This window comes from Leptolyngbya sp. 7M, assembly GCF_018128485.1.
Window position 1 is genome coordinate 5,023,487 of record NZ_CP070897.1, and the last position, 24,232, is coordinate 5,047,718.

The 24,232-nt window shown below is 50.8% G+C and carries 25 protein-coding genes and 2 pseudogenes; 14 read left to right on the forward strand and 13 right to left on the reverse strand.

Features of this window, described 5'->3' with window-relative positions; genetic code table 11:
* Positions 1 to 29: 29 nt before the first annotated feature.
* Entirely contained in the window at positions 30 to 1,724 is a 1,695-nt protein-coding gene (locus JVX88_RS26070) for a transglycosylase domain-containing protein (protein ID WP_225931178.1), read from the reverse strand.
* On the opposite strand from JVX88_RS26070, the gene JVX88_RS26075 reads away from it, so the two are divergent.
* From JVX88_RS26075 to JVX88_RS26095, 5 genes and pseudogenes are all read left to right on the forward strand, one after another.
* Positions 1,679 to 3,559, forward strand: coding sequence for a pre-peptidase C-terminal domain-containing protein (locus tag JVX88_RS26075; RefSeq protein ID WP_211621529.1), 1,881 nt, complete (start codon positions 1,679 to 1,681; stop codon positions 3,557 to 3,559). The two genes, JVX88_RS26070 and JVX88_RS26075, sit on opposite strands and share 46 nt — an antisense overlap.
* A gap of 93 nt (positions 3,560 to 3,652) precedes the next feature.
* On the forward strand, positions 3,653 to 4,114 hold the full coding sequence (gene rplI / locus JVX88_RS26080; RefSeq protein ID WP_036003376.1) for a 50S ribosomal protein L9: 462 nt from the start codon (positions 3,653 to 3,655) through the stop codon (positions 4,112 to 4,114).
* A 126-nt stretch (positions 4,115 to 4,240) separates the two neighbouring features.
* On the forward strand, positions 4,241 to 5,314 hold the full coding sequence (dnaB, locus tag JVX88_RS26085; protein WP_225931179.1) for a replicative DNA helicase: 1,074 nt from the start codon (positions 4,241 to 4,243) through the stop codon (positions 5,312 to 5,314).
* Positions 5,298 to 6,014, forward strand: a complete 717-nt coding sequence (locus tag JVX88_RS26090) for a TatD family hydrolase (RefSeq protein ID WP_317134446.1) — start codon at positions 5,298 to 5,300, stop codon at positions 6,012 to 6,014. Before dnaB ends, JVX88_RS26090 begins: the two co-directional genes overlap by 17 nt.
* A 444-nt stretch (positions 6,015 to 6,458) precedes the next feature.
* Positions 6,459 to 7,007, forward strand: a pseudogene (locus tag JVX88_RS26095) (DNA-directed RNA polymerase subunit beta); the annotation flags it as partial.
* A 171-nt stretch (positions 7,008 to 7,178) separates the two neighbouring features.
* Here JVX88_RS26095 and JVX88_RS26100 read toward each other — a convergent pair.
* The 5 genes from JVX88_RS26100 to JVX88_RS26120 all read right to left on the reverse strand — a co-directional run bounded on the left by JVX88_RS26100 (position 7,179) and on the right by JVX88_RS26120 (position 12,212).
* Positions 7,179 to 7,937: a hypothetical protein gene (locus JVX88_RS26100; protein ID WP_211621531.1), complete on the reverse strand. Its 759-nt coding sequence runs from the start codon at positions 7,935 to 7,937 to the stop codon at positions 7,179 to 7,181.
* A gap of 784 nt (positions 7,938 to 8,721) precedes the next feature.
* Entirely contained in the window at positions 8,722 to 9,798 is a 1,077-nt protein-coding gene (locus JVX88_RS26105) for an AarF/ABC1/UbiB kinase family protein (RefSeq protein WP_317134447.1), read from the reverse strand.
* Positions 9,799 to 9,862: 64 nt separating this feature from the next.
* A complete protein-coding gene (locus JVX88_RS26110) occupies positions 9,863 to 10,198 on the reverse strand; it encodes a DUF6825 family protein (protein ID WP_036003571.1) in 336 nt (111 codons plus the stop codon).
* A 333-nt stretch (positions 10,199 to 10,531) separates the two neighbouring features.
* Positions 10,532 to 11,764, reverse strand: a complete 1,233-nt coding sequence (locus JVX88_RS26115; RefSeq protein ID WP_263975253.1) for a glycosyltransferase — start codon at positions 11,762 to 11,764, stop codon at positions 10,532 to 10,534.
* An 88-nt stretch (positions 11,765 to 11,852) separates the two neighbouring features.
* Positions 11,853 to 12,212, reverse strand: coding sequence for a hypothetical protein (locus JVX88_RS26120; protein WP_211621533.1), 360 nt, complete (start codon positions 12,210 to 12,212; stop codon positions 11,853 to 11,855).
* A gap of 31 nt (positions 12,213 to 12,243) precedes the next feature.
* Between JVX88_RS26120 and JVX88_RS26125 the strand changes: the two genes are divergently transcribed.
* The 6 genes from JVX88_RS26125 to JVX88_RS26150 all read left to right on the forward strand — a co-directional run bounded on the left by JVX88_RS26125 (position 12,244) and on the right by JVX88_RS26150 (position 17,499).
* The gene (locus JVX88_RS26125) at positions 12,244 to 12,582 is read left to right on the forward strand and encodes a tetratricopeptide repeat protein (RefSeq protein ID WP_211621534.1); all 339 of its coding nucleotides are present in this window, start codon (positions 12,244 to 12,246) and stop codon (positions 12,580 to 12,582) included.
* A 147-nt stretch (positions 12,583 to 12,729) separates the two neighbouring features.
* A complete protein-coding gene (locus tag JVX88_RS26130; RefSeq protein ID WP_225931180.1) occupies positions 12,730 to 13,290 on the forward strand; it encodes a class I SAM-dependent methyltransferase in 561 nt (186 codons plus the stop codon).
* A 35-nt stretch (positions 13,291 to 13,325) separates the two neighbouring features.
* Positions 13,326 to 15,245 (forward strand): UDP-N-acetylmuramoyl-tripeptide--D-alanyl-D-alanine ligase, encoded by a 1,920-nt coding sequence (locus JVX88_RS26135; protein WP_211621535.1) that lies wholly within the window; start codon positions 13,326 to 13,328, stop codon positions 15,243 to 15,245.
* A gap of 51 nt (positions 15,246 to 15,296) precedes the next feature.
* On the forward strand, positions 15,297 to 15,755 hold the full coding sequence (locus JVX88_RS26140) for a hypothetical protein (protein WP_211621536.1): 459 nt from the start codon (positions 15,297 to 15,299) through the stop codon (positions 15,753 to 15,755).
* Positions 15,756 to 15,769: 14 nt separating this feature from the next.
* Positions 15,770 to 16,486, forward strand: coding sequence for a hypothetical protein (locus JVX88_RS26145; protein WP_211621537.1), 717 nt, complete (start codon positions 15,770 to 15,772; stop codon positions 16,484 to 16,486).
* Positions 16,487 to 16,833: 347 nt separating this feature from the next.
* Positions 16,834 to 17,499, forward strand: coding sequence for a BTAD domain-containing putative transcriptional regulator (locus JVX88_RS26150; protein ID WP_211621538.1), 666 nt, complete (start codon positions 16,834 to 16,836; stop codon positions 17,497 to 17,499).
* On the opposite strand, the gene JVX88_RS26155 is transcribed toward JVX88_RS26150, so the two are convergent.
* From JVX88_RS26155 to JVX88_RS26170, 4 genes are read right to left on the reverse strand one after another with little or no spacing between them, the layout of a single operon-like run.
* Entirely contained in the window at positions 17,398 to 18,249 is an 852-nt protein-coding gene (locus tag JVX88_RS26155; RefSeq protein WP_211621539.1) for an archaemetzincin, read from the reverse strand. The genes JVX88_RS26150 and JVX88_RS26155 overlap by 102 nt on opposite strands.
* Before the next feature lie 3 nt (positions 18,250 to 18,252).
* The gene (gene tsaE, locus JVX88_RS26160) at positions 18,253 to 18,687 is read right to left on the reverse strand and encodes a tRNA (adenosine(37)-N6)-threonylcarbamoyltransferase complex ATPase subunit type 1 TsaE (protein WP_211621540.1); all 435 of its coding nucleotides are present in this window, start codon (positions 18,685 to 18,687) and stop codon (positions 18,253 to 18,255) included.
* A 34-nt stretch (positions 18,688 to 18,721) separates the two neighbouring features.
* A complete protein-coding gene (locus JVX88_RS26165; protein WP_225931732.1) occupies positions 18,722 to 19,138 on the reverse strand; it encodes an NAD(P)H-hydrate dehydratase in 417 nt (138 codons plus the stop codon).
* A 14-nt stretch (positions 19,139 to 19,152) separates the two neighbouring features.
* Complete coding sequence (locus JVX88_RS26170; RefSeq protein ID WP_211621542.1) at positions 19,153 to 19,350, reverse strand: hypothetical protein; 198 nt, start codon at positions 19,348 to 19,350, stop codon at positions 19,153 to 19,155.
* Positions 19,351 to 19,398: 48 nt separating this feature from the next.
* Between JVX88_RS26170 and JVX88_RS26175 the strand changes: the two genes are divergently transcribed.
* Both JVX88_RS26175 and JVX88_RS41095 read left to right on the forward strand, forming a co-directional pair.
* Positions 19,399 to 19,557 (forward strand): hypothetical protein, encoded by a 159-nt coding sequence (locus tag JVX88_RS26175; RefSeq protein WP_211621543.1) that lies wholly within the window; start codon positions 19,399 to 19,401, stop codon positions 19,555 to 19,557.
* A gap of 72 nt (positions 19,558 to 19,629) precedes the next feature.
* The gene (locus JVX88_RS41095) at positions 19,630 to 21,093 is read left to right on the forward strand and encodes a DNA repair protein RecN (protein ID WP_263975254.1); all 1,464 of its coding nucleotides are present in this window, start codon (positions 19,630 to 19,632) and stop codon (positions 21,091 to 21,093) included.
* Here the strand turns inward: JVX88_RS41095 and nei are convergent.
* Positions 20,986 to 21,684, reverse strand: a pseudogene (gene nei / locus JVX88_RS26180) (endonuclease VIII); the annotation flags it as partial. The gene JVX88_RS41095 and the pseudogene nei sit on opposite strands and share 108 nt — an antisense overlap.
* A gap of 366 nt (positions 21,685 to 22,050) precedes the next feature.
* Here nei and JVX88_RS26185 point away from each other — a divergent pair.
* On the forward strand, positions 22,051 to 22,686 hold the full coding sequence (locus tag JVX88_RS26185) for a cation:proton antiporter (protein WP_211621544.1): 636 nt from the start codon (positions 22,051 to 22,053) through the stop codon (positions 22,684 to 22,686).
* A gap of 221 nt (positions 22,687 to 22,907) precedes the next feature.
* Here the strand turns inward: JVX88_RS26185 and JVX88_RS26190 are convergent, their stop codons facing one another.
* Positions 22,908 to 23,807: a hypothetical protein gene (locus JVX88_RS26190; protein ID WP_211621545.1), complete on the reverse strand. Its 900-nt coding sequence runs from the start codon at positions 23,805 to 23,807 to the stop codon at positions 22,908 to 22,910.
* Positions 23,808 to 23,874: 67 nt separating this feature from the next.
* Positions 23,875 to 24,129: a hypothetical protein gene (locus JVX88_RS26195; RefSeq protein WP_211621546.1), complete on the reverse strand. Its 255-nt coding sequence runs from the start codon at positions 24,127 to 24,129 to the stop codon at positions 23,875 to 23,877.
* Between the last annotated feature and the right edge of the window lie 103 nt (positions 24,130 to 24,232).

The following is a 24,232-nucleotide window of genomic DNA, read 5'->3' on the forward strand; positions in this document are numbered from 1 at the left end:
GCTAGCTCTGGTTTAATCAATTCAATCGCTTACTGAGCGACTCGTCGCATATAGTCTCCCCAGAGTTGAGCCGCATCTCCACTACTCGCCGAGGTCGGCGTATTGTCATCATTTCCAAACCAAATGCCGGTGGTTAAGCCCTGATTTGGAATGTAGCCGACAAACCACAAATCGACATAATCGTTTGTTGTGCCGGTCTTACCTGCTTCTCCTAAACCAAGGAAAGCACCCCGCCCCGTTCCGGCTTGCACCACGCCTTGTAGAAGAGAAGTCATTGTATTGGCGATGTCGGGCTGCAAAACAGGCAAATTGGTCTCAGCGTTCTGTTTATAGTCGTAGATAACGCGACAGGTGCGATGGTCGTTGAGATCTTCGCAGTCGCTGCTGTCTAGGATGCGATTGATCGTGTGGGGCCGGTTTCGTACCCCCTGATTGGCCAGAACGCCATAAGCTCCAGTTAATTCTAGCAGCGTCACCTCGTTTTGACCCAGCACCATACCCGGTACGGCCTCTAGGTTAGCGGTGATCCCCAGACGCTGGGCGGTTCTCACCACTGTATTCAGCCCAACGTCTTCGGCAATGCGCAGCGCTACCACGTTTTCAGATCGGGCCAAGCCGGTGTACATATCCTGGCTGCCTTCGCCCGACCGACAGCCTTCAAAATATTGTCCCTGCCAGTTGAGCGGAGCACAAGAATAGAGCGTGCCGGGAGAACTGCCTTGTTCTAGCGCCGCCGTATAGGCAAAGACTTTGAACGTCGAGCCGGGCTGGCGATAGGCTTGTGTAGCGCGATTAAACTGACTTTGGCGAAAATCAACGCCACCCACCATCGCCAGCACTTCGCCCGTTCCCGCATCCATGGTCACTAACGCCCCCTGGGAAAAGCCTTTAGCAGCTCCGGTCGTAGCCACCGCATTTTGCAGCGAAGCCTCGGCCTCGGTTTGAATTTGCAGATCTAGGCTGCTCTCGACAATGAAATTACCTTCTTGAGCTAGCTGTTCCCCCAGCAGCGTTTCTAACTCGGCAAACACTTCGCTATAGAAATAGGGGGCAATCGTACTTTCCAGTTCCTTAATCGCCTTGGGGTTGATTTCAATCCGCGAGCGGCGTGCCCGTTGGGCTTCCTCCTGGCTCACCATGCCCAGCACCACCATGCGGTTGAGGACGCGATCGCGCAATTCCACGGCAGTTTCGTAGTCCCGCACCGGGTTAAAGGCATTGGGAGCCGGCAAAATTCCCACCAAGGTGGCCGCTTCTGACAGGGTTAGATCCTTAGCTGATTTGCCGAAATAGAACTGGGCCGCGTCTTCAAAGCCATAGTTGCCGTTGCCCAAGTAGACGCGGTTCAGGTAGGTGAGCATAAGGAAATCCTTGCTATAGAAGGTTTCCAGTTTTAAGGCCACCACCGCTTCCCGCAATTTTCGCCCAGCCGAATCAGCCGTACCCACATAATCGCGGAAGATGCTGCGAGCCAACTGTTGCGTCACTGTGCTACCACCTTCGCGGATCTCGCCACCTCGGACGTTGGTGACCAACGCCCGAAAGATACCAATCGGATCAACGCCCAAATGCCAGTTGAAGCGGGAATCTTCGGAGGCAATCACCGCATTCGGCAGATAGGGCGAGAAGTCGGATAGCCGCTTTAGCTCCAGATGGGCGCGGGTTTCGATGGCTCTCAATGGCGTCTCTTCATCGCGGGCATACACCACTACCGGACCCTGCACCGAAGCCGGTAACGGACGTACAGCAAACCGCTGCCATTCGATCCCAAGCCACCGGCCAGTCGGGTGAACCAGCTCAAAGTGGCACGATTCACTCGGTTTGGTGGAAGTGGACGGCTCCGAACTCTGGCGGTACGCTTACCCTAGATACATTCGGCAGTAATTTTAATACTTTTCTATCTGTCTTTAGCGGCACCAGTGTGAGCAGTCTGACGCCACTAGCTAGAAATGATGATACGGATGGTTGGCCACAAAGCCAGGTACAGCTTACTGTACAACCCAATCAGACTTACTACATTGCCGTTGATGGTCACAATACGGCAACTGGACAGATCAAATTAAACTACAGATTTGGTCAGCCCCCAGCCAATGATAGATTCGCCACTGCCACAACGCTGACTGGCACATCGGGTTCGATTTCTGGTAACAATACACATGCGCTGGGAGAACCCGGTGAACCGGCTCAAAGCGGCACGCTAAACTCACTCTGGTGGAAGTGGACCGCACCGAGAAATGGTGTTTTAACGGTTGATACGCTTAACAGTCAGGTAGACGCTTACCTGTCCTTGTTTAGCAGCACTAGCAGCACACCTAGTTTCGCAACTCTAACTACACTGGCCCAAGATGATTACAGCGCCGGTTGGTCTCAAGGCCGAGTGCAAGTTGAAGTGCAATCTGGCAAAACCTACTACATCGCGGTGGATGGCTATGTGTACCTGACTGGTGCTATTAAACTAAACTACAGCTTTGCTGAATCGCCTAAAAATGACAGATTTGCGAATGCGGATCTTCTAGAAGGCACAGCGAATCAGGTGACCGGCACCAATATCAATGCCTTAGGGGAAAGCGGCGAACCCGCTCAAGATGGCGTAATTAATTCAGTCTGGTGGAAGTGGACGGCACCGCGTAGTGGGGTTTTCACCGTCGATACGTTTGCCAGCGACTTCAGCACCTATGTTTCAGTCTATAGCGGCACTAGCAACGCCAGCCTCAATACCCTCACTTGGCTGCCGCGAAATGGGGAAGGCTGGGGAATGGAGCCATATCGCTGGCAAGCTGAAGTACAAGCTGGAACCACCTATTACATTGCCGTAGACGGTGCTGGTGATCTGACTGGAAACATTATCCTAAAGTACAACCTGGCTGATCCACCGGCCAATGACAAGTTTAGTCGGGCGACTGCACTGACAGAAAGGAGTGGTCGTGTCGTTGGGTCGAATGTCAATGCCCTGTCAGAAGCGGGTGAACCGGAACAAAGCTGGACCGCTCACTCAGTGTGGTGGAAGTGGACCGCTCCCAAGGATGGAGTGTTGAGTGTTGATACAATCGGCAGCCAGTTTGATACCTATCTTTCGTTGTTCAGTGGCAGCAGTCTCAACAGCTTGAGCGTGTTGGCCCAAAATGACAATATCAGTGGCACCAATCGCCAAAGTCGGATTCAAGCGCCAGTGCGCGCAGGCACCACCTACTACATTGCCGTTGATGGTGCTGTACATGAGACCGGAGCGATTACACTCAATTACCAGCTTTTTGCCCCGCCCGCAAACGACCACTTTGCCAATGCCAAGTTGTTGCCGGGGACATCGGGACAAGATAGCGGCAGCACCATTGATGCCAGCGCTGAACCCGGAGAACCGATTCAAGATGGCGTGATTCATTCGGTGTGGTGGAAGTGGACGGCACCCAGCAACGGCGTGTTCACCGTAGAGACCAGTGATGACCGCTCTATCGGCACTTACCTGTCGCTGTTTCGGGGCAGTAGTCTCAGTAATTTGGTGCGATTGGCCCAAGATGGTGGGAATATTGCGGGAGTAAAGTTGAGCAGCCGGATAGGTTGAAGCCTGATCTGGGTTGGATTGGCCTGCAACAGGAGATCCACCCGGTAGGACCGGCTTTGAACTGTGCAGTTTAAGTTCTAGGATTAGGGAAACATGGCTAAGCGGGTTCAGTTAGTTTTAAATCAAGATATCAGCAAGCTCGGTCGGGCCGGGGATTTGGTAGAAGTCGCACCGGGCTACGCACGCAATTATTTGCTGCCGCGTGGGTTAGCGGTTCACACGACACCAGGCATCCTCAAACAGGTAGAGCGCCGTCGGGAGGCCGAGCGCCAGCGTCTGCTGGAACTGAAGAAAGAAGCAGAAGCCCAGAAGGCCGCACTAGAAAAGGCTAGCCGTTTGGCAATTTCTAAACAGGTGGGCGAAAACGAAGCAATTTTTGGTACCGTAACCAACCAGGATGTGGCCGACGCTATCCAGTCTGCGGCTGGTATCGAACTCGATCGCCGCACCATTGCCGTACCTGAGATCCACAAGCTGGGAGCCTACAAAGTTGAAATCAAGCTGCATCCAGAAGTGACGGCCACGGTTGATATCCAGGTGGTGCCGCTGAAGTAAGCATGCCTTCCTTTGAACCACTGAAGGCAAAAAAATCTTTGCTACCCGGCTGACTTAGCCAAAAGGCAGGTTACAATACACAGCACTGAGCGATACCCGGTACATTAGTACCAGCGGCAGGTACTGGTGGAATGGCATCGTTCAGGCTTTGATCCGGCATTGCTGCGCCGGAATTCATTCTATTGGCCTGCCTGGGCACTGGGTTTTATGGTTCAAGAACTTAGCTTTCACGGTTATAGCGATCGGCTTCCCCCGCAAAACATCGATGCTGAGGAAGCCATTTTGGGCGGGATTTTGCTCGATCCAGAGGCGCTCAGCCGCGTGCTGGAAACTCTGCGACCCGAAGCTTTCTACATCAGCGCCCACCAGGAGATCTACCGAGCTGCCATCGCCCTTCATGCCCAAGGCCGCCCCACCGATTTGATGAGCCTGACGAGCTGGCTGCGGGACCATAACGTCCTGGAAAAAATTGGTGGTCAGGTCCGGTTAGCTGAATTGGTCGATCGCACGATCAGCGCCGTGAACATCGACCAGTACGCCCAGTTGGTGATGGAGAAATACCTGCGCCGCAAGCTGATCCAGGTGGGAACCGAGGTGGCCCAATTGGGCTACGAAACCAATTTACCGCTGGAGCAGGTGCTCGACCAGTCCGAGCAGAAAATTTTTAACGTCACGCAAGCCCGCCCCCAGCAAAGCTTGATGGCCACCGCCGATATTTTGACCACCACTTTCTCAGATATCGAAAGTCGCTCGCTGGGGTTGGTCCTACCGGGTATTTCCTGTGGCTTTTACGATCTGGATGCGATGACGCAGGGGTTTCAGCGCTCGGACTTAATTATTGCAGCGGGCCGCCCTTCGATGGGTAAAACCAGCTTTGTGCTCAACATTGCCCGCAACATTGCCGCCTATCACAAACTGCCAATTGCCGTCTTTAGCTTAGAAATGTCGAAAGAGCAGCTCGTCTACCGGCTATTGTCAAGCGAGGCGCAGGTAGAAAGTGGACGGTTGCGCTCAGGGCGGATCAGCCAAACCGAGTGGGAGCCGCTGGGGCACGCGATTAGCGTTTTATCCCAACTGCCGATTTTTATTGACGATACGCCCAATATTTCCGTGGCCGAGATGCGCTCCAAGTCCCGCCGCCTGCAGGGCAGAGGATTGGCGTGCGGCTGGGGTTGTGCGTTTGGTGCATTCCTGCGTTGAGCCGTCTGAATTTCAGGACATTCAAAGCATTGCCGATCGGTTTCCTGAACTCTACTTTGCTGTCGGTCTGCATCCGTTAGACGCCGACAAATGGACGGCAGATTCAGCGGAGCAGATCCTCACCTTAGCCCAGTCCGATGCGCGGGTGGTGGCGATTGGTGAGATGGGTTTAGATTTCTACAAAGCCGACAACCAAGCCTTGCAAGAGCAAGTTTTTCAGGCCCAGTTGCAAATTGCGCGTCAGCTCGATCTGCCGGTGATTATTCACTGTCGAGATGCGGCTACGCGGATGGCGGACCTGTTGCGCTCGTTTTGGGCTGAGCAGGGAGCCGTTCGGGGCGTAATGCACTGCTGGGGCGGCACTCCAGAAGAAACTCACTGGTTTCTCGATCTGGGGTTTTACATTAGCTTTAGCGGCATTGTCACGTTCAAGAATGCGCGGCAAGTGCAGGAGTCGGCCAAGCTTGTACCTGCCGACCGGGTGTTGATCGAAACCGACTGTCCGTTTCTATCGCCGGTGCCAAAGCGAGGCGAGCGCCGTAATCAACCAGCCTATGTTCGCTATGTGGCTGAGCAAATGGCCCAACTGCGGCAGGTGCCCCTAGAAACCCTCGCCGTTCAAACCACGAGCAATGCCTGTCGTTTGTTCAAGCTGCCCTTGCCTGAGTCCCTTCCCTCACTGGCTGTCAGCCACGCTTAAACCCGAAAATGGGCCGAAGCTGGGCCAGTAAAAGTTTGACCCACAAAATCACTAGTCTACGCCATAATGAAGGTTGGAAGATGTAAAAATTTTTGAGGTGACTGATGCAGAGCAGTAGTTCAGGTCTAAGGCTCTGATGTTTGGTGTGATCGCAATCTTTTATTTTTCTTTGTAACTTTGAAGCAGTTGACGAAGTCCATTGTTTAAGCTATACTCTCCGTGCTCTGTCCGCCCGCACCCTGACTTTCACGATTGGAACTTCTTCTGGAATCCGATTCAACTCAATATCTTAAACGTCTTGTATTTTTAGACGGATGGGTTTCAGTCTTCCTTGGTTGAGGACTGGACTTTTTGCCGTCGTTGTAGTTTTTATTGCCCAACTACATTGCCCAACTACCGCAGCGTTAGGGGCATGCCCACAGCAATAGCCATACGAGGAGACGCATGAGTAACCTAACCAAATCGCCATCGATGTTTACCCTGCCTGATCTCGTAGAAATTCAGCGGGCTAGTTTCCGTTGGTTTTTAGAGGAAGGTTTGATCGAGGAGCTAGACAGTTTTTCACCCATTACCGACTACACCGGAAAGCTAGAGCTGCATTTTCTCGGCAAAGACTATAAACTCAGGCGACCCAAATATGACGTGGACGAGGCCAAGCGGCGGGATAGTACCTACGCGGTTCAGATGTATGTGCCGACCCGCTTAATTAACAAAGAAACCGGCGAAATCAAAGAGCAGGAAGTCTTTATTGGTGACCTACCGCTGATGACCGACCGTGGTACCTTCATTATCAACGGTGCGGAGCGGGTGATTGTCAACCAGATTGTCCGTAGCCCCGGCGTCTATTACAAAAAAGAAATCGACAAAAACGGGCGCAGCACCTTCAACGCCAGTCTAATTCCCAACCGCGGCGCGTGGCTAAAGTTTGAAACCGACAAAAACGACCTGGTTTGGGTGCGGATCGACAAAACTCGCAAACTCTCGGCCCAGGTATACTGCTCCTGAAAATCCGTTGAATTCATGTCACATGGGGTTATTGCTTGTTGTTATCTTTGTTTATTCGAATTCACAATTATTTTCTATTTTTCGTACATAGCGTTCTTCTACAGATTGCATTCAACTGTCGCATTCCCAAGAAGTGCTATCAGCATCACTCGGTTCCTATCAGGAGGAAACTAGCTCTAGTTCAGTGACTGGCTGCCAAATCCAAACGGCATACTGGTGTTCTACAGGTGTTACAACCACAGGATGTGCTCTGCAACTCAATTGCCGAGCTGTTTCTAGGGCCGCTTCTTTGGTGGAGAGTAGGCGAAAGAAACTGTAGTATTGGCCTGCAACCTGAATGGCAAATTGACGTCGGTGTTCATGCTTTACTCGAATGCGGCAGGTTGCATATTCTTCGGCTAGTTCTGTAATCAGCCCACAACTTTGCCCAACCCCTTCTCCAATATCTGGATCGGTAGCAAGCAACTCGGTCATACTTCCTGAAATTGGCTCTACTAGATCAAGCCGGGGCTGCGCCGCAATAGCAGCCAATAATTCTGGTTCAAACGTCACCTCGGTTAGCAATGGCAATTCGGATGCAAGCTCACTACCCCAATCAGCAGCCACAATTGGCTCAGCAGCGGGAACTGAAGGAACCGCAGCGGGTATCGCCACTCGATCTTTCTGCCGCCTCCATATCTCCACTGTAGCCATGCCCGTTACTACACTCGTAACTAATGCACCACCAATGTAGCGAATCGTTAAATCCCGATTTTGGCTGGCAATAATGGGTTGCAGTTCCCGCCCTAGTGGCAAACTGTCAACTACTGCTTCCGGTTGGGAATGATAGAAGAAGAATGGCAGCGTTAGTAACGAAAAGACTGCACTAGACGCGACGATAGCGGGCAAAATAGCACTCGAAACGTGACGACTACTCATGACTCACCGCTCTAAAAACCTCAAAATAGCAGGGAACGTATCCGTGAAACACTTGTACTTGAACCTATCCGATTTTTCTGACTACAAGTCAGTAAACTCGTCGGAATTTTTGAATTCCTACCCCAGAGGGGGCCTTGAATAAGCTGTTAGAAACTTGAGGACGGTAGTGCACCAGAAAAACCGCGTTGGCAACTCTTAATATTTAGTTAAGGTAAAATTTGTTCCTTCATTATAAAAAGCTTGGCTTATCTGTGCTAATACATCTAACGAAAGACTTTTTCTTCTCAGCAAGCAAGCGAAGTATGAGTCGAGTGATTGGATCAACTGAGGCTGATTCCTACTTAACCTACTTTACTTTCTTCTTAACCTAGACTACGGGTGCAGCGCTAGATGATCCGGTGGAAATTAGCAAAATTTGAATGAACCCTGACCAATTTTTTTAAACCTACGATTGAGCAACTTCAATTTGCCCATCCGCTGGGAGTTGAGTTCAAGAATCCCTGAATTTGCTAAGAGTCACAATTATGCCGAATCCTTTATGGAATAATGCAATAGGCGTTCTGATCCTAACTTCTGGATCTGACAACCGACGCGAACTGGTTACAAGCGGATGGGGATTTGCAATGCGAACTTAATACGAACTTAATACGAACTTGAAATACGGACTCAAAACATGATCCGGATCTCCCTCTCTGCTGGCCGGATGTAACGAGTGAAGCCTGATAAAACGCAACGCTAAAACAATGCAACGCTAAAAAATATCTGTTCCCCTGCTGACAGCGTGTCATAACTGGGCAACTGCGATAGTCATGACAGCAATGTTCCCCGGATGCGGATCGGCATGAAAAAAACCATCGTTTAAAAGCTGCTGCAAATAGGCTTGGGCACCTAGCTTCGCCAAGTTCTTCCGATCTAGTCCAGCGGCTTCCAGCGCTTCATAATGACTGATCTTGATTCCTGGCAAATATTCCAGCGTCAGTGCCCGCGGCGAGCTGTAGCGCCAGTAGACTCGCGGCACGCGCACCCAATCTTCGTCTTTAAAGTTGCGGCGAAAGGTATCGGCGTTGCGGCCTTCATTCAGGTATTCAATCTCTTCCCAAAGAATGCGGCAACACTCCTCGTAGATACCTATCCAATCACGGCCCCGGCCCCAACGAGGATGGTTTTGAAAATAGCGAGCGATGCCTTTGAGAATTTGTAAATCGATTGTAAACAACTTTTTTAAGCCGGGACGCTGCACCTTCACCACGACCTCAGCACCAGAATGGAGCTGGGCACGATGGACCTGGCCTAAGCTAGCTGCCGCAATCGGAATCGGGTCAAAACTGCGATAGAGTTCTGGAATGGTTCGACCAAAGTCTTGTTCAATGATTCTTTCAACCTGCTCGTAGCTAAAGGCTGGCACCTTATCTTGCAGCTTCGAGAGTTCTTCAACATACTCGATTGGGAACAAATCAGCCCGCGTCGAGAACATCTGCCCCACTTTGATAAAGGTTGGTCCCAAATCCAATAGCGTCTCCCGAATCCAAACCGCGAGCTTGCGTCGCCGTTGCGCTTGGCTTTCTTCAGTCAGGCCGTTGGGATAGGTCCAGGCTTTGTTGTAGGCCCACTGAGCTGCCATCAGCTTCAGGACGAAGGCCCAGATGTCAATGTAGCGACGTTGGCGTGAGTAGTTCTCACGGTTCCAGCGATAGGATTTATCGCCATAGGATCGGATTCGATACTGTGCTTGGGCGTCGTCCATGTCAGTCAATTCAAGGGTACTCATCTGAGCCGGGGCAGCAGAACCCGTCGGTACTATGTCTGACTCAGATTCGGTCTCAGCTAGAGCAGGTATGGGGCGGTCGGAAAAAGCAGCCACGCAACTCCTTCAAACATCAGGTGAACCAAGCCAATTCGTGTTCGTAACTGTTCTAAAAGTGCCCTTAGGAGGAAAGGCGATTGCGATAGCGCTGTAGTTCCGCCCGCAGTTGGGCCGTTTCAGCCCGCAGATCATCAATCACTGCCTGGAGGTCTTCTGGTTTCCCGGTCGTCGTCAACCCTGTACTACTGGTCGGTGTGCGCCCTTGCATCGCTAGCTCGGCTTCCCGATTGGCCCGCTCCATCACCTGAGTGGTAAATTGCCGTAACCGTTCGCGTTGCTCGGCGTCGAACTTACCTAATTCACCCAGGGCATTCGTGACTACGTTCTCAACTTCCTCGCCAATCGCTTCTGCGAAAGCTCGACCGACAAAAAAGGCATGAACTAGAGGGTTATTCATATGAAAGAAATTTGAAGAATCTTATACAAGCTCAGCAAAGATTATAGCTTGCCTGTCCTTATCATGTTTGCTGGGATTGGGATAGACCCGCCCCAAAGCCGGGCAGACTGAAAACCGAATCAGCCAGTTGCTAGATTAACCAGTTGCTAGATTAAACTGACAGGCGCGGCTATTTCCCTGATCGTGACAATGAAACTCTTGGATCGCTTCACTCGTTGGTTAGAAACCCATTGGGTTAATCCAGCCTATAGTGGTTGGCTGCTGGGCGGGTTGGCCCTCTTCTTTTTTGCTTCATCGAAGGTCATTTCGCTCATTTGCTGACATCATCCCGACCTAATTGCTGTGACCACCGTTGCCATTTATAGCGGCAATCTTCCGGGCTTCCGCTATTCGGATCGATTCACGATATGCATCATATACTCCTTCGAAGATCGATTCCCACGAACGAGACATTGCTGAATCCCTAGCTGCTTTTCTCATTCTTCCCAGTCTGGCGGGGTCATTGATCAGCATTGAGGCATAGTCGGTGAAATCACTGATATTTTTTGCTATGAATCCGGTAACGTCGTGTTCAATTAGATATTTGGGCCCACCTTTGTCCGAAACTATCGGAACAACGCCGGACGCTGCTGCCTCCTGAGCGACATTTCCAAAGGCATCCGTTTCCGAAGGAAAGAGAAATATATCCATATTCGCATATGCTTCAGAAAGTTCTTCCCCTTCAAGGAAACCGGTAAAGACCGCCTTTTTCATTCGTCTCTCAAGATACTCGTGCTCAGAGCCTTCACCTACAATGAGAAACTCATAATTTGAAACTCCTTCAGCGATCAACCCATCTTCGATCTCGATCAACTTTCGGACATTCTTCTCAGCGCGCAACCTTCCAACGAATCCTAGTCTGATCGTGTCGTCAGATACAGTCCGATGTGTCGGCGAGAACTTTTCCGGATCAACGCCGCGTCCCATTAGGAATGCGGAACGCTCGGTCCCTTTGCCGAGCAGATCAACTAGTTCCTGATTCGGTGCAAGCACTACCTTTGGCATCTTGTAATAGAGGACAGCTCCATCCAATATTTTCTGTTCGGCGAAACCGGAAACCTTCTTAGAAATGTTTTCGGGCAAAAATCTAAAGAGATTACTTAGCCTTTGAGCTGCAAACTCGTGCACGTTCGTATGCCATGAGCCAACAAGCGGTATCTGAAGTTTCCAGGCAAGGTACGCCCCAATGATGCTCACATCATTTACACCGGTGATATGGATCACATCCGGTTTGAATTCAAGTATCTGTTTCAATACCCGTTTCGTGTGACGTTGGAACAAAGGATCATATGCAAGTTCTTCGTCGAGAGGAAAAGACAATGATGATCGCTTCAATGACTGGTAAATTGCCGAGCCTTCCTGTTTACGTTCGGTCTTTCGGCAGGCATAGATCACTAGGTATGGATAATTCCGGGAACGGGCAAAGTCTGCCAGGCGACGACACGTCATCGCCGCCCCATTTATTTCGACAAATGAGTCAGGGAAAAAGGCTACTCTTGGTACGCTCTGCAACTGATCCAAATCCACTAAAATTATTTGGCGGCCATAAAAGACCGCCAGATGCTTGCATCCAAACTTGTACTAATGTCGAGACGAGATCGATCGCGGCCTGCGTTCACGCGATAGGATCTGACCGCAGATCCATAATGATGTCATCGATCTCAGGGATCTCAAACCGTGCCGTTTCCACACTTTTTGGGACGCGATCCTTTTTCTTACGTACAGCACGAAATACGGGCCGAACTGCCGGGCTTCCTAGGAACCCCATTGTCTTTATTGCCCACCGCAGCCATAGCGGACCTCCGCGCTTCCAGCCGTGGGCTGACAGTGCCCGGAGTCCATTCCCGTCGCCCGTATCGAAGAAGACACGGTCGAACCACCTCTGCCGTCCTTCACGAAAGTGCGGATAGTGCGAAAGTATCTCAGCAAACGACTGCATTTGTCGCGAATGCAGTGGCTGTTCGTAGGCCGGCATTAGGACTACCTCGCTCCGTCTGGCCTTGCAAATGCGCCCCGACTACCCAATTGCCTACTTCTATCGCGGTATGACCCAGCAGAAGCTAGAGAACTATAGCGAGGCGATTGCCGACTATAGCGCAGCGATTCGACTGTCGCCCGATTCAGCCGTGGCCTACTACTATCGCGCTGTAGCTCAGCAAAAGCTCGAAAACATCTCAGAAGCAATTGCCGATTTTGAATTGGCGGCTCAGTTCTTCTGGGTGCGCGGCAGCAAAACAAACGCCCAAAAGGCGCTCAAAAACGTGGCTAAACTGCGGCAAGAAATGGCTCTGACACTGCATCAAACCGATCCAGACCGAGCATCGGAGGCACTTTACCAGTCATAAATCTCAAGTCGGCATGCCTTTTTCCTCACCAGCGAACCTCACCTCATGCTGGCTACAAAGAAAGAGCAACTTGATATAAGCTATTGCAAAGGCTGAATCGCAGATTCCATTGGGCGAGCGGCTAGGCAACTGTGAGGAGTAGAAGCATTGGCACGTGAAGTTTTGCTTGAGCCACTGCTGCGGTGGTTTCGATTTCGCAAGGTGATGCCCCATATTCCGTCAGGGGCACGGGTGCTGGATGTGGGCTGTGGCCGTTCGGCGGCATTTCTCCGGACTATTGCTCCCCGGATTGACTATGGCGTGGGTGTAGACTTCAAAGTCAAAGAAATGCAGTTGGAAAATATTCAAACTGTTCAGCTCAAACTGGCCTATGAACTGCCCTTTGCCGATGCGGGCTTTGATGTTGTCACAATGCTGGCCGTGCTAGAACACATCGAACACGAAAAGCCGATTTTGCAGGAAATCTATCGGGTGCTGAAACCGGACGGCAAGCTCGTACTGACCGTACCCTCGGTTTGGTCACAGCCGGTTCTAGAGTTTCTTTCCTATCGGCTCAAAATTGTTGATGAGGCCGAAATCCGCGATCACAAGCGCTATTACAATCGGGCCAGGTTACAGCAGGTATTGGTGGCAGAGACCGGATTCAGAAACTTCAAGCATCACTATTTTCAGCTGGGCATGAATAATTTTTGTACGGTTGTGAAGTAATCTGAATTGTTAGCCTCTATTCCGGTTTCAGCATCATGCCTTCAGAAGATACCTACTGGCTCAGCGTCAAAGATTTTATTAAAACCCACCTCAAACCGGAAGAAAAAATCTTAGCACCTGCCTCGTTCAAGCAGAGTTTGCCGAATGTTGCCACCTATCAATGCACAGCTCAGCGCTCGGTGCAGAAATTTCAGTGGGTGCTGGTCCATAAAGGCTCTGTCGATAAAATTCATCCGGCTTTCCTGAAGCAGACGATCGAGTCGATGCAGCCAGTGTTTGCCAATGAAGTATTTGTGCTATTCAGCAATCGGGCCGATCTGATACCCCTTACGGATCAAACCCATCTGCAACCGCTCCTCAAACAAGCTGGGCTGCTGCCTGCAACCGGTTGGAAACAGCGGCTGAGATCTGTACTGGGTTCTGCCCAATTTCCATTCATCGACCTGCGGCTGAATCAAATCGCACAGCAAATCAACTGGGTGCTGAGCCGGTTGCAATCGCTAGAGCAGCGGTTCGAGCAAATGGATCAAAACCACCAGCGAGCACAGCACGAGATTCAGCAAGCGCAGCGGGAACTGAAGCAGCAAAGACTTCCAGTACTGCGCTATGGCATCACAGCTACCTCTCTGGAGGAAATTCGCTACCTGAGCCGCACCGCTTGTCAGATTGCCTACCTGGGCGCGGATGCATTTGAGAGCGGAGCCGCTGCGGGTGTTGTTAGGTACGATCGTTTTGAGGAACATCGGAATGTTCTCGAAGGTTTCAAAGAACGAATCTTTCTGGTTGATGACGTCATTACCGCACTTCAGAAACTGGCAAATGGAGTTTATCAGGAGTGGAGCCGTCCGATTGTCGCCATAACAGGAAGCGCCGGTAAAACAACGGCGAAAGAGCTAACGGCCCACGTTCTTGAACATTCGGGCAAGAAAGTTCTGAAGAACAAGAAGAACTATAACAATGGTTTGGGCCATCCGCTTACCGTGCTCGAATTGGTGAAAGATCCGGCATATGATATCGCGGTCCTTGAAATGGGTATGTCAACACCCATGCACGAGATCGAGAGGCTCTGCCGGATCACGCCACCGGATGTGTCTGTGGTCTTGAACGTCTTGCCTGTCCACATTGAGCATTTGGGAACTATTGAGCGGATCAGACAGGCAAAAGCAGAGATCGTGGAAGGAATGAAAGTCGGGGGCACAGCGGTATTAAATGCCGATGATGAACGCGTCATTTCAATGACTGAATTAGGGAAAGGTAAAACGGTATCATTTGGGACCATAAGCCCTGCAGACGTTTCTGCTTCAGATATTCGTGAACGCGGTTTCAGTGGATCGACATTCGATCTTTTGACGCCGAAGGGGGCCGCATCTGTGGAGTTTCCCCTAACTGGTCGTCACAACATAATGAATGCACTTGCGGCAGCAGCGGTTGGGGTTACATTTGAAATGACCGTGGACAAGATCTCTGAGGCATTGGCGTCGGTCGAATCGCCGCCGCAGCGTGGCGAAGTTATTAGGTTCCGCGAAGGATTTACGGTCATCAATGATTCCTATAATTCGAACCCCGATGCGCTTCTATCAATGGTGGAAACGCTTGTAGCCGGCGGGAGTAGATCGAAGCGCAGGATAGTAGTTGCCGGCGAGATGCTTGAGCTTGGCAATGATGCTGCTGCGATCCATCATACGACCGGAAGAAAGATCGCTGAGATGGGGGTTGATATTATGATCGGTGTTCGCGGCTATGCTGCAAGCCTGATAGACGGTGCAAAAATTGCCGGGTTAGACGAGGCTCTCTTCGCCAATGATTCAGAATTGGCAGGCCAGATGCTATCTGAAATTATAGCGCCCGGGGATGTCGTGTTGATTAAAGGTTCGAGAGGGGTTCGAACGGAAAAGGTTTTGGAAAAGATGTTAGAGAAATTTGAAGTAGAGGTTAAGAACGTAGAAGAAAGATAAATCAGTATAGGCAATATCAATTGTCCCTGATCGCAGATCGGAGATCGAAAAATGCTCTATCACCTCTTATACCAGCTTCTGTTTCGGCAATACGGTGCCACCAGCGAATCCTATTTTTACAAAGGACTGAACGTATTCCAGTATGTGACGTTTCGCACAGCGTGGGCGACAATCACAGCTCTCCTGATCTCTCTCTTCCTCGGCAAATGGGTGATCCGAAAGTTACAAGCGTTGAAGGTCGGGCAGGAGATTCGCGAGGAGCTTTCAGAGGAACACCAGGCAAAGAAAGGCACGCCGACGATGGGCGGTGTTTTGATTCTTGGGGCAGTTTTCATATCTACCTTGCTTTGGGCTCGGCTCGACAATCTTTTTCTGTGGCTTGCACTTGGTGCGACAACTCTTTTCGGCGTGATCGGTTTCGCCGATGACTATATAAAGATCGTAAAGAAGCGAAGTCTCGGCCTGCCTCAGCTACAGCCACGCCCTGGGGCAAAATTGGCTCCACCTTAACTAAAATCACCGACGTGGTAGGTGGCGGAGATGATGCCGATTGGTATAGCTTCAGCATTGGGGAACCTGGATTCTCCAGCAACCGCCTGAATCTAGCCCTCAAGGGTGATGCTGGAGTGTATGCCCGAGTTTATAGCGCTGGCAACTTCTCGAATCCCGTCGCCAATGTTGTTGCTTACAATAGTCACAGCAATCCGCTAGCCAATACCAACCTTGGACTCGCTCCTGGCAACTATTTTGTCAAAGTGGGAGCGGTCAATCCTAACAGCAAAGCCAACTATAATCTCGATCTCTCTGCCACCCCCATCGCCGATAATGCCGGCCACACCAAAGAAACGGCCCTGGTTATCAATAACCTCCAACCCTTGAATACAAGTGGGCAATCCTTCTCGTTTACTGACTATGTTGGTCACGGGGACATTGCTGATAACTACACCTTCAAGACCTCGGCCAAAACAACCTTGACGATTAAATTTGAGCGGTTGGGAACTGGCAACGTTGACAAAGCGCGGATTCACCACCAGTTGAGCAAGATCGATGGCTTGGCCCCCCAAAGCCTGTTCTGGAAGAATTCGGCTGGTGCTTCTATCAGTGCTGGTATCGATGCCTTGGCCCAACCAACCTATGAGCTATCAGGCGAGTTGGAACCCGGAACCTATATGCTGAACCTGAAATCCTACTTCGCTGATGGCGACAACAGCTACCGGGTTACGCTTTCTACTTCGCCTTGATAATTCGAGAGTAAGAATCAGGAGTCAGGAGTCAGGAGAGATTCTGGCTTCTGGCTTTTTGGTTGTAGAGGTTGGGATTTAAATTTTGTAGAGGTTGGGATTTAAATTAATTTCTGTCTTCTTGATGCTTAGGAGAAGGCCGGATGAATTTGAAAAGTGCTGCTGTCAGGGTAGAGGTAGGATTGGAAGCTGGTTTGTTGGTGATAGTGTTACACAAATGTAATATTAATTTACATCAGTGGTAAACATCTAGGCATACAAAATTAATATGAATCAACCACTGCCTCTGTTCATCGATTGGTCATGTAAGCTTGATTTATGACTTGCGTTCAAGTTAGCGGGGAGGAATGAGTACGGTGCTCTTCATTGAGTTGCTCGGATCCCCACGGATAGTACGCGATGCTGTAGAGTTGCAGCCTCGGGGCCGTAAGAGTTGGGGGTTGCTTGCCTACCTACTGTTGGCAAACCGACCATCACGCCAGCGGTTGGCCGAATTGCTGTTTCCTGAGGCTGATGATCCGCTGGGTGCTCTGCGCTGGAGCATGTCCGATCTGCGCCGTGTGCTGGGTCCAGACTGCCAACTCTATGGAGATCCGGTCGTCATCGAGTTGCCGTCTACTGCAGTTGTTGATGTCAATTTGGTGTTTCGAGGGCACTGGGACGAAGCGCTTGAGCTGCGTGGCCTGGACCGGGAATTGCTGGAAGGCGTCAGTGTATCGGGCAGTGCTACCTACGATCTTTGGCTAGCTAGTGAGAGACGGCGTCTCAGCGGTGCGGCGGAAGCAGTGTTGCACGAGGCTACTCTCGCTTGTTTGGCAGCAGGACGGATCAGCGATGCCGTTGGTTACGCTTGGCGGCTGGTGGACCTCAACCCCCTCGACGAGGCCCACCATGTTCTGCTCGTGCAGTGCTTACGATCGGCTGGCGACCATGCTGGAGCGGCTGACCATGTGGCGCGATGCCGCCATACATTCCGGGCAGTTATCAAGCGGACGCCTGTCCGTTTCCGCTAGATGGTTGGTGCCGGACATCAGACATTCATATTTTGTGCAATGCTTCATAGAGAACATATGACCTGTCTCGTGCATAGCGATCTTCAGAGATCTTTCGAGCATCAATTTCGGATCATATCTTCCCGTTTTGGGGTCAGCGAATTGGTAAAAAGACCAAACTCCGGTACGTTTGGTCAGCGACGCCTGTCCAAAGACAAATGCCCGGGTAGGTTCGGGATAAAGATCGTAGTTTGTAAAAGCTATTAATGCGGCGGCATCATTTGGCAGCAATTTTGGTAAAAGGTCATCAAGAAAATAACTGGTATTGATCTGAAGATTGTTCCTGTACTTGATCAGTCTTTTCTTATCGAACGGAACCTCACCAAGTGGTTTGGCTGAATTCAGCCTGACCGGAAGCGAATAAAAGGCCCGCATATATTCGGCCACTTTATCAATGACCGCAAGCTGCTCACTGTTGAATCTTCCGATGGGTTGAATGTAGATCGTCCAGCGATCATCGATTGGGAGTGTGGGGTTTGCGGAGATATACTCCTCGAAAGTCTCTCCTTGCTCGCGTTGTGTATCTAACCAGTCGCCCGGCCGGACTCTCATCGGCTCGAAAAACTTTACTACGGCGTCACGCTGCTTACGTAAACTTTCGAGCTTTTCTTCTTGGCCCGTATCTGCAGCTGTGTTTTTCGGGGGCTCCACAGCGGTACAGCCCGTAATAATTACGGTAAGGACAACTGCCGCAGAGATCGCTTTTAGCATCTTTCAATTTTCTTCAATGGAGATTTTTCTCGGGTCTTCTCCTTCACCTTCGATGACAATCTTCAGGACGCGTCCGGGAAAATCGAACTCCCCGAGCCGCTCGGCCCATTCGATCATGACGATCACATTCTCTTGTTCGACGATCTCCTGAAGTCCGATGCTAAATGCCGCATCGCCGCCATCCTCTATACGCCAAAGGTCAATGTGATAGACATCATAAGTTTCTGCGTGGTAAAGATTGACGAGCGTGAAGCTAGGACTAGTAACTTCATCTACGTCAAAACCGAGTGCGTCAAGCATTCCTTTTGTTAGCAGTGTCTTTCCGGCGCCGAGCTCGCCGCTCAGCAAAACGGCATCACCTGCCCTCAGCCCGGAGCCGATGCATTTTCCAAGTTCGTAGGTCTTCTCCGGTGTTTCGCAGATCATCTTCTTAGCCATTTCCCATAAGATGAGCAAGAGCTTATAGCTTGATTTAAACTGATTCGAATTCCCGAAACACGTCCGACAGACACTCTCTAACATCAGATGCCGTCATCACACGTTTGCCGAATCTCTTTTCCGCAACGTCTCCTGCCATTCCGGCAACGTAAACCCCGGCGACGACCGTTTCAAATATGTCGGTATTCATTTTCACGGCCTGTGCGACAAAGCCCGTTAGAATTCCCGTTAGCGTATCTCCGTTTCCTGCCTTCCCGAGGCCGGAGTTCCCGGTCGGGTTAACGACGACCCGGCCGTCCGGCGAACCGATCAGAACACGCTCGCCTTTCAAAACAAGTGTCACTCCGTTTTGAGTCGAAAAGTCGCGCACCGCCGAAACCCGATCCTTTATCGCCTCCCTATCATCTGTCCCGAGCAGCCGCATAAACTCGCCCTCATGCGGCGTTAGGATAAGGTCGGAACCGCCTACGTTAGCGGGCGGCCAGTTCGTTTCGAACGGGCGGACGGATAGTTGACATCATCTTCAGAAATGCGACGATCATCGATCCCGCCAAACCCGAGCAGCCGACGATCGGCGACATAGCATTGGTGCGCGAACGGCGCCGAGAAGAATTCAATACCCCGACCAATATCAGGCGTATAGGCGACCTTGGAACGCTTCACAGCTTAGACGAATACGACGCCTCCGGTTTCAACATCGTTGGAAGATTTATGCCGGCGAAGACCGGAAATCAAGGTGAGCTTCTGTTCTACAAAAAGGGCCGCACGGTCGATTGGAGGTCACCGGAGCTTGAAAAGGCATTTCCGCCGGATGCGATATTTTCTGTTGGCCGCTGGGTGGTTGGCGAAGGCAGTGTCCCGAAACGCTAGTTTGACCATTTCTCAAATAGACACATCGGCAACGGCGCGATTATCCTATCTGAAACCTACTGTTGCCGGCTTATGCTTTCCTATTTGCAGATCAATAATATCGCTTTGATCGACGAACTCACCGTCGAATTCGGTCCGGGACTCAACCTTCTCACAGGCGAGACCGGCTCAGGAAAATCGATCATTGTCGATAGCCTGGGGGCACTAACCGGCGATCGTGTAAGTTCGGATCTGATAAAGGAAGGCTATGACACCGCAAGAATAGAAGGTCTGTTCGCGCTTCCGTTGGAAAAGGACCTGCATTCTGTCTTGGAAAGCGGCGGCATCGATATTGACCCGGCCGATACCATCGAGCTGATCGTTCGCCGCGAACTTACACTTTCCGGAAGAAACCGTATTTTTATCAATAACCAGCTTGCCACAGCCGCTCTGCTCAAACGCATCGGCCCATTCCTTGTTGATATACATGGACAGGGCGACCAGTCTTCCCTTTTCGATCCCACGTCGCACCTTGAATTGCTGGACACTTTCGCAGGCAGCAATGAAGAGATATCAACGACATCCAAGGCGTTCGAAGAATGGCGTGCAGTTCGTGATGAGCTCGCGGACCTGAAACGGGACGAAGCTGCAAAATTACAGTTGGTCGATGTTCTGAGATTTCAGGTGGATGAACTTTCGCAGGCCGCATTACAGATAGGCGAATCGGAAGAGCTTGGCTCCGAAAAGCGGAGGCTGAATAATATCGAGAAACTCTCAGCACTCTCCTCTGAAGCCTTTTCACTTTTGTATGAAATGGACGGTTCGGCCACCTCAACTCTAGATCAGGGACTCGACCGCCTACGTCAGCTCGCAGAATACGATGAGCGATTCCGCGAATACATAGAACCGCTTGAATCGGCCGCTGCCGTAATTTCGGACGCGGCTTTCGCCCTGCGTGATTTTCGTAGCGGGCTTGAGTTTTCACCTTCTCGGCTCGAAGAGATAGAAGAGCGTTTGGCAGAGATCTCACGGCTCGAGCGGAAATACGGCGGCAGCACAGTAACGGCTCTCGAACACCTAGCGGCTTCGGAAAAACGGCTGGCCAATATCGAAACTTCCGAACTTCGTGAAAAGGAACTGACTGCCCTGCTTGCTGCCAAACACAAAGAGTATATTGCATCGGCCACGCTCTTGAGCGAGAAACGGAAAGCAGCGGCAAAACAATTTGAGCTCGCGGTAAAGAACGGTATGAACCAGGTCGCTCTTGAAAAAGCCCGATTTGAGATCCGTTTTGATAGTCGTCCTGCCGAGGATTACTTCACTGAAACTGGTTTTGACCGCATCGAATTCTTTTTCTCGGCAAACCCTGGTGAATCGCCAAAACCTTTTCAGCGTGCCGCAGATATAGCACGGGCGGTGCTGACGGCCAAACACATAATGGCGATATTCGCTGCGCCGTTTGCCTGCTGCTTTCAGGGATTGGGCCAACTGCAAATCGTTCGTGATTCCCTTGTAGCGATAAGACTGATGAGTAACTTGAATGGACGCCTCAGCTAATCCTAGAATTTGTTTTGTGGAACAATCGCTTGGACGTAGAAGTGGATGAATTCGAGCTACAAATAGTACTTCGCTGCGTAAATAATTGCCTAAACCACAGAGAAACTGTTGGTCTAACAGCAGTGATGCCAACCGCCGTCGGTAAAAGCGCTTGTCCAGATATCGTTCTGCTACCTGCTCTACCGTAGTAGCTGTATCCAACAGGTCCGGTCCCAATTTGCTCAAGAACGGATGGTGGACTATCGCAATCTCATCGAGCACTTCAATCTCAGAGGCGCTGTAGAGCAGAGCAGATTTCCTTTCATTATGAATCGCCAACCGCAGTTGACGTGTGGTTTGCGGATAATCATGCACGCGGCGGATCATCCATTTACCGTAAAGCTGATTGTGGCTGTAGATCGTGAGCTGATTATCAAATCGGATCAGCATGGCTTTACCTCGACTCTGTACCGCAGTGACTTCTCGGCCTTGCAGAATTGCTTCATAGGCTTTGAGATGGGCAAACGCAAAAAAGACACTGGTAGTAGGACGAGACTGAATCGCTTTGGCGATTTCGTCCGCCGCTCGTTTAATTTCCGGTCCTTCTGGCATGGTTGATCCGCACGCTACAGGTCATGCCTACCAGCCTATCAGCTCAAGTGGTCTGTAAACTTGACTCAGTCAATCTAGTTGGCTGACAAATCGTTTGTTTGTAGCGGTTTAAACCGCTGCTACACAGATTAAGTCGGCAACTTGGCTGAGCTTCGTCGAACACCCTGCGCCGACTCTGGGCAGGATGATGAACCCTCGTAGGTGCCTGTGTAGCGTGGCTTCGAGCCGCCAGTATCCGTCAGTGAATTTGGCTACAACAAAGCTGTATCTGGTGATAGACGTGTTTTTGACCCAGTTTTGCTAGCCTTGCGACTGGGCGATTTCAAAGTTGTTTATTCAACCTCTTCAAAGTAACGGGATATTCAAATGTCGATTGATTCACATATTTGGGATTTTCTAGTTATTGGGCTCCTATTGCTGGGCGTAACGTTGGGATCGAGCTGGATTACTCGACTGCCGCTTTCTTACGCGCTGATTTACCTGATTGCTGGCATATTTTTGGGTCCCTACGGGTTTGGCATCATTGACCTGTCGCCAGATGCGGAATTCTTAGAGCGGCTGACTGAAATTGTGGTAATCGTGTCGCTGTTCGCTTGCGGCATTAAAATGAACCGGCCATTGAATCTATGGGCTTGGCATTCCACGGTGCGTTTGATTGGATTGCTGATGCCGCTGACAATTGGCGCAATTGCCCTGCTGGCCCATTTTGGCCTGGGATATGACTGGGGCGCGGCCATTTTACTCGGGGCAATTTTGGCTCCTACCGATCCGGTTTTGGCATCCGAAGTGCAGCTGACCGACACGGACGATCACAACGAACTGCGCTTTGGGTTAACGTCGGAGGGAGGCTTGAATGATGCTCTGGCCTTTCCCTTCGTTTACTTTGGTTTGTACTGGTTGAAGGATAACCAATGGGACAATTGGTTTAAGAGTTGGGTGGCTGTGGACTTGATTTGGGCAATTGCGGCTGGAATTGTCAGGAGTTTGAACGTTGCAACATAGTCGTAGGGAATTTCCTTGATGCTCGGCTCAGCCTTGCTCGGCATTGAGGTTTCCGATGAGACTCGATTCATCGATCTCATTGCTGTTGGTGATTGTTGGAATTGCATATTCCTGACCTTATTTCATCAACTGGATTTCATCAACTGGATTTCATCAACTGTTCAGTGAGCTAAATTAGATGTGGTAGGAAGTACATCTGCTTGGTTGATCAGGACTTGTTCCTACCACGGTGCCTTCCAAATTTCTGGCGTCTGACTCGGTGGATTAAACCAACGAGTTGTGGGCGCTTGCTGAGGCTCATACTTCTCCAACCCACTCATGTCATTCTGCCGAATATAGCCTTCCATCCCCTGCATTTCATCTTCCTCACCATACCCTTGCAAGTCCTCATCCTCCGCCAATCCATCTAACTCTTCTTCCCCATACCCCTGTAGGTCTTCTTCCGCGAATCCCTGTAGATCCTCATCTTCTCCGTAACCATAGAGTGCTTCGTCGTCAGCCAGTCCCTGCATCTGATACAAGGTTCCATCAGGAGCTTGATACAAGGCTCCCAAACCATCATGGCCAGCAATTCCCGCCTGTTTTAGAAATGGGGTCGCGGCTGTCAAAACTGCCGCTCCGCCGGGAACAAACGGCGCGATTTTTTGGGCTAACGGCAATGTTTTCTGCACAAATCCGCGCAGTTTCTTCTTCCATTTCTTCCAGAAGCCAATCGGATTCCCTAAACCATCTACACCCTGCACCCATTGGTAGACGTTGCCATCTGGCCCCATGCGAGTTTCCCCCAGAAAGCTACCGAAACCCATGACTTGCGTCAAATCATCGGCTCCCATGCCCTCATCTCCACTCAGCCCCTGCATTTGGTATAGACTACCATCCGCAGCTTGATATAGAGATCCCAGCCCATCGTAGCCCGAAGCGCCGACTAGTTTCAGGGCCTGTGCAGGTGGATAATAGCGGGCAGCCGTCCGAACGGCCCTTTTCCCTAGTTGCTTCAATTTGCTCCAAAAGCCAATCGGATTACCCAATCCATCAATGCCTTCTACCCACTGATACAGATTGCCATCCGGCCCCATTCTTGTCTCACCCAGATAGCCAGTGCCCATCATGCGGTTCATCATGTTTTCTCCCGGATAATTCTTCGTTGTGTTCCTACTGCGTTGTCTACTGCGTTGTCTACTACACTGTCTACTGCACATCCCGCGTTAGGTAGCCATCCAAAACAACCCAGATTCTAAATACACCTTCCACTTGCGATAACGCTTTTGGCACTCCCTGGGGAAATAACATCTCAACTCGGAAGTTTTGTTGCGGTTCAATGATAACGGGTTCAGCGAAGCGAAACGTGGCCATCGGATCAGGCTCCCCATGATTGGAGATGACGCTGCTGCCTGAATGAACACCGGCCCCCGATGGGAAGAAATACGTGGGCATTTCAATCATTGTTTTCTCGCCGACTAGCAGTGTAGTGACTGAGTTATAAATCAACTCAGACAAAATTAAGCTACAACCTGAACAGACTCGACTACACTCAGTTTGGATTAGA